This is a genomic window from Endozoicomonas sp. SESOKO1, from assembly GCF_024606265.1.
Classification (GTDB): Bacteria; Pseudomonadota; Gammaproteobacteria; order Pseudomonadales; family Endozoicomonadaceae; genus Endozoicomonas.
Genome location: NZ_JAHHPP010000260.1, coordinates 1 through 2745, shown reverse-complemented (window position 1 = coordinate 2745; position 2745 = coordinate 1). Strand labels below are relative to the sequence as shown.

At 50.5% G+C, this 2745-nt stretch carries 2 protein-coding genes; both read left to right on the top strand.

Annotated features, from left to right (window positions below; genetic code table 11):
- On the top strand, positions 1-1200 hold a 1200-nt coding region (prfC, locus tag KDK13_RS11995), incomplete at its 5' end, for a peptide chain release factor 3 (RefSeq protein ID WP_257285208.1).
- A gap of 188 nt (positions 1201-1388) precedes the next feature.
- Positions 1389-2570 carry a hypothetical protein gene (locus KDK13_RS11990; protein ID WP_257285207.1) on the top strand — a complete coding sequence of 394 codons (1182 nt, stop codon included), beginning with the start codon at positions 1389-1391 and terminating at the stop codon, positions 2568-2570.
- Positions 2571-2745 lie beyond the last annotated feature (175 nt).

The following is a 2745-nucleotide window of genomic DNA, read 5'->3' as shown; positions in this document are numbered from 1 at the left end:
TGCCGCCTGCGGGACACGCCAATCTTTACCTTCGTCAATAAAATGGACCGTGAAGTCCGTGACCAGATTGAAGTACTGGATGAAATTGAAGACATTCTCAACATTCAGTGTGCCCCTGTCACCTGGCCTATCGGCATGGGGAAACATTTCAAAGGGGTTTATAACCTCTATACCGATACCATTCATGTGTTCAAACCCGGGCAGGCCAGTGTGGTTCCTGAAGATATCCGGATCAAAGGCCTGGAATCAGCAGAAGCCAGAACCCTGCTGGGCGATCTCCATGAGGATTTACTGGAGGAAATTGAGCTGGTGAGAGGCGCCAGCCATGAGTTTGACCTGGAAGCATACCTTGCCGGTCGGATGACTCCGGTCTTCTTTGGTACCGCACTGGCCAACTTCGGCGTCCGGGAAATGCTGGATGACTTTGTCAAGTGGGCGCCATCCCCCATGCCCCGGGAAACCAGCGAGCGCATGGTGGTTGCCAATGAAGAGAACTTCTCAGGGTTCGTCTTTAAAATCCAGGCCAATATGGACCCCAAACACCGTGACCGCATTGCCTTCCTGAGAATATGTTCCGGCAAATACACCCGAAATATGAAGATGAAACATGTCCGTATCGGCAAGGATGTAAAAATCGCCGATGCGGTAACCTTCCTGGCGGGTGACCGTTCTCACGTGGATGAAGCGATCTCCGGTGATATTATCGGTCTGCACAACCACGGGACGATCCAGATTGGTGACACCTTTACCCAGGGCGAAATGCTGAAGTTTATGGGCATTCCTCACTTTGCTCCCGAACTGTTCCGCCGAGTCCGCCTGAAAGACCCATTGAAGCTGAAACAGCTGCAAAAAGGGCTGCAACAGCTCTCAGAAGAAGGTGCTACCCAGCTATTCATGCCAGTGAATAATAACGACCTGATCCTTGGGGCGGTCGGTGTACTGCAGTTTGATGTGGTCATGCGTCGGCTCAAGGATGAATACAAAGTGGAAGCAATCTACGAGCCGGTTAATGTTAATACCGCGCGCTGGATTGACTGCAGTGACCCGAAAAAGCTGGAAGAGTTCAAGCGTAAGTGCGCTGACAACCTGGCTATGGATGGTGGTGGCCATCTGACCTATCTGGCTCCCACCCGGGTTAACCTTTCCCTGTCTGAAGAGCGATACCCGGATGTGACCTTCCGAACCACCCGGGAGCATTGATCGCAACCAATAATTGCGGATATAAAATGACAGGCAGAAAAGTTTTGACTGCCTGTCATTTTAATTAGTTCCATCGTTCAACTTTATTGTCTATCTCGCCTGCATTTATTCCGTTTCTGACTAATACCGATACTGCAGGACCAAAAAATATTGTCTAATCTGAAATCTCCTTTGTTTCTGGTATTTCTATGAGTGATGCAGTCTCGACCAAATCCGACACCTCAACAGGTGTACGCCAAATCGTAGAGCCGTTAGCCCTTCTTGTCCTGGCAGGGCTTGTGTTTGGCTATCTCGGCCAGACCATGGGTGTTACCCACATGTTCAACACCCTCTTCAATACCGCACATCAGCTTTTGTTAAACACCGTATTGTTCCTGATGGGGATCACCGTATTGACCGGTGCCGCAGGCCGCCTGCTGATGGAGTTTCATGTCATTTCCCTGGTTGAACGGCTGCTGGTGCCGCTAATGAGGCCCGTTTTCAATCTTCCCGGCCGTGCTGCCATGGCCGCCATGATGACCTTTTTCTCAGATAACCCGGCCATCATCGGCCTGGCAAAAGACAGGCGTTTCAACCACTCCTTTAAAGTGACCGAAATCATCTCACTGACCAATTTCGGCACCTCGTTTGGTATGGGACTCATTGTCATCACCTTTATGGCCACCCTGCAGAATAATGAGACGGGTGCTACCTATTTCCTGCCTGCCATGATCGGCCTGGGCGGTGCCCTTATTGGAGCTATCATCTCCACGCGCCTGATGCAGCGTTTTATCCGGAATGACTCCCGGCTTCATGAGCTCAGTATTAAAGATACCCACAGTGAACTTCTGGATGACCACAGTTCTACAGACCCTGTCTGGTTGAGATTCCTCAATGCCCTGCTGGACGGCGGTAAAGGCGGCGTCAAAATGGGGGTAGCAATCATTCCCGGGGTGTTAATCATCAGTACGTTTGTTATGGTGCTGACGTTTGATGCACCGGTAACCGGCTACACGGGTGGCGCGTTTGAAGGGGTTGCTCTACTGCCAAAACTGGCCAACCATGCTACCTGGCTGTTTGAGTTGCTGTTTGGATTTGACCATGCCGAACTGGTTGCATTCCCCATTACCTCGCTGGGCGCTGTTGGTGCCGCCATGTCACTGGTTCCAAACTTTATCAGTCAGGGCATCATTGGTGGCAGTGACATTGCGGTGTTTACCGCTATGGGCATGTGCTGGAGCGGCTACCTGAGTACGCATACGGCCATGCTGGACTCCCTTGGCTTCCGCCAGCTGACCTCTAAAGCCATTCTGGCTCACACGATTGGCGGTATTTGTGCCGGCATCGCTGCCCGTTATCTTTATCTGCTGATAAGTCTTTTTACTGGATAAAACCCGTAACTAACAATCAACTCATTTTATGGGTTGATTGTTCTTCATTTCGTCTGGGACCGGAAAAAACAGTATCCGCAACATCCCTCTCCAATCGCGATCAAATGACTCAAACGAAGGTCTAACGGTCAAATATCATTTCCAGAGCCATAGTTAAAGATTCTAAAGATATAAC

Excerpts from the sequence above, each read along its gene's own strand:
- KDK13_RS11990 (WP_257285207.1), top strand. The coding sequence starts at position 1,389 with ATGAGTGATGCAGTCTCGACCAAATCCGACACCTCAACAGGTGTACGC.